Source organism: Eisenbergiella porci (assembly GCF_009696275.1).
Classification (GTDB): Bacteria; Bacillota; Clostridia; order Lachnospirales; family Lachnospiraceae; genus Eisenbergiella; species Eisenbergiella porci.
This window is the reverse complement of sequence record NZ_VUMI01000114.1, coordinates 1-3,675: the sequence shown is the minus strand read 5'-3', so window position 1 is coordinate 3,675 and position 3,675 is coordinate 1. Positions and strand designations below refer to the sequence as shown.

Genomic DNA, 3,675 nt, shown 5'->3' with positions numbered 1-3,675 from the left:
TTGTTTTTCCTTTCACTGGATTTCCGGTATAAACACAATGCCGAAGTTTACAAATCAGTTTCAACTTTTTGGTTTTCTGGCAGTTACTGAGATATCCCGAAAAGCGTACACGGCAAAATCCTTTGGGTAATACATGTATGAGAAACGCATCAATGAATTCTGTTCCGCTCATGTGCAGAGACTTCGTTTTACTGTTATCCGCATAATCCTTATAATGGAATGTCACACCGGAATCATCCACAGAATCGATTCGGCTGTTACTGATGGCGCTGCGGAATACATACCGGGCAAGATAGGTAACTGCATTACCAAAGCCATTAAACGTTTCTTTGATATGCGGAATCCAGTCCTTATGATAAAGCTGGTCGATGAATGTTTTCCATTCATACTGATTGCGAAGTTTCAGACAAGCGCCCTGGAAATTAAGTTTTTTCTGTTGGTAATACTTCTTCAGTGCGTCCAGAAATTTTCCACGATAAAGCTTGCCCATGGCATCTTTTGGAAGGAGATAGCCTTTATGTGCTGCTTCTATAAACTGACCCGATGTAGTAAGTCCACCACCGGAAAGCATGGTATGGATATGAGGATGGAAGTTCAGCCGTTGTCCCTGCGTATGAAGTACGGAAACAATTCCTGGAGTTGCCCCCATATGCTTTTTATCACGACACAGTGTGAGCAGGGTGTCTGTCGCACAATGAAACATCAATCCATACAGTAATTCCTGATTTTCATAGATTAGACTGTTGAGTTCATAAGGAACTGTAAAAATCGCATGGTAGTAAGCGATGCCTTCTATGAGTTCTGAATTGCGCTCCATAATCCATTTTTGTTCAATGGGAGACTGACAACAAGGGCAATGTCGGTTATTACAGGAAACTGCATGGATTTCTGTATGCCCGCATGATTCACAATAGCTGACATTATATCCCAGCCCACCGGTTTTGCAGTTTGCGATACAGTTTGCCGTTTTCCATTGCTGGGCAGTGAGGGTGTGGTTGTTCAGGTACTCTGGCAGGAATTTCTGAAAAGCATCACGGATGGGATAAGAGGGATTATCTGTCAAGGTCATAAGGGCTCTTCACACTCCTTCCATTACCGATACCAAGAGAAAGGTAAACTTCCGTGGAGGAAAGGGATTTGTGCCCCATAGCCTCTTTGATGGAGATGATATCTGTACCGGCTTCATATAAATGCAATCCAAATCCATGCCGGAGACTGTGGCAGTTGAAGCCTTTTTCCTGCCATCCGAGTTCAGCCAATTGATTTTTCAAGATGTTATAGACCGTCTGCGTACAGATGTGGGAATCCGGCTTCTGTGTCGGGAAAAAGAGCCTGTCGGATATGCTTGTTTTTCTTTTGCCGGCTTAATTTGGGGCACAGAATCCCCTTTTCGGCAGCCTCCGCCTGCTCAGCCAACTTTGCCTTGTTCTTAGCAGCTACCTGGGATTTATCTAATCACAAGGTTGTCCCCATTATTTCCCCATACTATCCACATAGTTATCCACATTATCCACCAAAAATTCAAGATGTCGTATAGTAAGGAAACAGCTGCCTATATCTAGTGTCTTAAACATGTGGATAACAGAAAATCAATTTGTCCTCTCATGTCTCGCGGAATAACCACCTCTCAGCGGCATATACTGTAACAATAGATTTACTGGGTGCAGCTTATGTTAAAAGATTTTGTTCACCTCATACAATGTAAGATAAAGAGGCTCCGGGAGGCGGAGGACTTTAAGACCAATCTGCGCAACCAGGTAATTAAATCCGCTCTTTTTCTCCTGGGTGTGGTTGCATTTGTAAAATGTGTTACCACGTTTGTCCCTCAAGCTGTTTCCGTTTCAAGCACCATTAACGGAAGAGAACTCCCAATTTATTGCGTGGAAACTGATGAAAAAAAGGTTGCGCTTTCTTTTGATGCCGCCTGGGGAAACGAAGATACACAAAGGATCTTGGAGATACTGGCCAAACACAATATCCATGTAACCTTTTTTGCAACCGGAGGATGGGTGGAAAGCTATCCAGACGACGTAAAAGCCATCCTTGATGCCGGACACGATTTGGGCAACCACAGCGAAAACCATAAAAATATGAGTCAGCTTTCCAACGATGAAAAAGAACAGGAGATAATGAAAGTGCACGATAAGGTAAAAAACCTGACCGGTTATGAAATGTTTCTGTTCCGTCCTCCTTATGGCGATTACGACAACGATGTCATCAAAACAGCCACCAAATGCGGCTACTATCCAATCCAGTGGGATGTGGACTCCCTCGACTGGAAGGATTACGGCGTGGATTCCATCATCAGTACCGTTTGCACCAACAAGCACCTGGGAAACGGCTCCATCATCCTGTGCCATAACGGAGCAAAATACACGGCGGACGCACTGGATACCCTGATTACCAATATAAAAGGGCAGGGCTATGAAATCGTCCCTGTTTCCGAGCTGATTTACCGTGATGGATATCATATGAACGCAGAGGGACGCCAGATAAAGGATAAATAAATATATTCTGAAAACATATTTTCCGCCTCCTCCCCCGGAAACAGGAAGTGCCTGATCCCCGGTTCGTATTCCCGGTATCAGGCACTTCCTTTATTTCTTCAGCTTTTCCTTCATGTCCTTCATAAACTCAGTAAAACCGGGAACCTCCCGCAGGAAATCAAAATCCTGCGCCTCCGGGTTTTCCAAATCCTCAAGTATCCTTGGCATCAGCAGGCTTCCTATATTCCTGCCATTTTCCTTCCGGGGGATCCGGCTGTACAGCGCAGAGCTGTATGGTTCCCATTTTTTCAGCATGGCAGGAAGCATTTTCTCCAGGATTTTCATTCCTGCCGCAGCGTCCTTCTGCGCTGTCGCTATTTCAAAGTCTCCCAGATAAGCGCAGTAATCCCACAAATCAAAAATCCCCGTCATTTCCCGGAGCACCGCCGCCACCTGCTTCGCTTCGTCAATTCTCCCCAGCTTCAGGTCAATATCCAGCAGCGAAAGCAGGGAGGACTGCACGCCGTTTATATCCTTCATCAGTTTCTGCTGTGTCAGAGGAGCCGCTTCTTCCCATCTTTCCTGCGCCGTATAAAGGCTGATTTGCAGTCTGTTTTTGCCGTTGGCTGTTTCCTCCGGCAGCCCCTCCAGCAGTTTTTCCGCTCTTTCATACTCCTGTCTTCCCATATATTTGGAAAAAAGCATGACCTTTGCCTGATTTGCCGTCAGGGCATCGGCGCTCCCTGCCGCCTGGACATACAGGCGTTCCAGTACGTCTTCCGCCTCGACGCCGTCCGGTTTTCCGTAAAAGCAAATCAATCCCTCCAGCGTCAGCGCAGTGCTCAGAACCAACGTATCACAGGAGGGAAATTCCCGCAGCTTCTCCATTGCCAGCGCAAATGCCTTTTGTGTGCCTTCCGTTTCCGCCGCGGCCAATAATTCATTCTGAAATGCTCCAATTTCCTGATCGCTTAACTCCTCCTGAAAGGAAAGCAGCGTATTCAAATCTGTGTCCAACAGCCTTGCCAGCGCGGGAAGCAGCGTAATATCAGGATAAGTTACTCCCGTTTCCCTTAGTTAAAGATATTGTTGGGTATCTCAAGATGTGTCATTCGATTTTGCCGATAAAGCGGTAGAAGATTTCCACTTCCTGTTCCCGGCTTCCGTCCTCACTTTTGACCGCTTCATG

Annotated in this window: 5 protein-coding genes; 1 reads left to right on the top strand and 4 read right to left on the bottom strand. The window is 46.0% G+C overall.

Annotated elements, in window-relative coordinates; all coding sequences use genetic code 11:
- On the bottom strand, positions 1-1,069 hold a 1,069-nt coding region (locus FYJ45_RS28850; RefSeq protein ID WP_154468380.1), incomplete at its 3' end, for an IS91 family transposase.
- Complete coding sequence (locus FYJ45_RS33380) at positions 1,053-1,343, bottom strand: tyrosine-type recombinase/integrase (RefSeq protein ID WP_408609548.1); 291 nt, start codon at positions 1,341-1,343, stop codon at positions 1,053-1,055. The genes FYJ45_RS28850 and FYJ45_RS33380, both read right to left, overlap by 17 nt.
- A 327-nt stretch (positions 1,344-1,670) precedes the next feature.
- On the opposite strand from FYJ45_RS33380, the gene FYJ45_RS28840 reads away from it, so the two are divergent.
- The gene (locus FYJ45_RS28840; RefSeq protein ID WP_021634440.1) at positions 1,671-2,507 is read left to right on the top strand and encodes a polysaccharide deacetylase family protein; all 837 of its coding nucleotides are present in this window, start codon (positions 1,671-1,673) and stop codon (positions 2,505-2,507) included.
- Between the two features lie 90 nt (positions 2,508-2,597).
- On the opposite strand, the gene FYJ45_RS28835 is transcribed toward FYJ45_RS28840, so the two are convergent.
- Both FYJ45_RS28835 and FYJ45_RS32945 read right to left on the bottom strand, forming a co-directional pair.
- On the bottom strand, positions 2,598-3,503 hold the full coding sequence (locus tag FYJ45_RS28835) for a transcriptional regulator (protein WP_154468379.1): 906 nt from the start codon (positions 3,501-3,503) through the stop codon (positions 2,598-2,600).
- Positions 3,504-3,594: 91 nt separating this feature from the next.
- The coding region (locus FYJ45_RS32945; protein ID WP_154468082.1) for a DUF4368 domain-containing protein at positions 3,595-3,675 on the bottom strand (81 nt) is incomplete at its 5' end.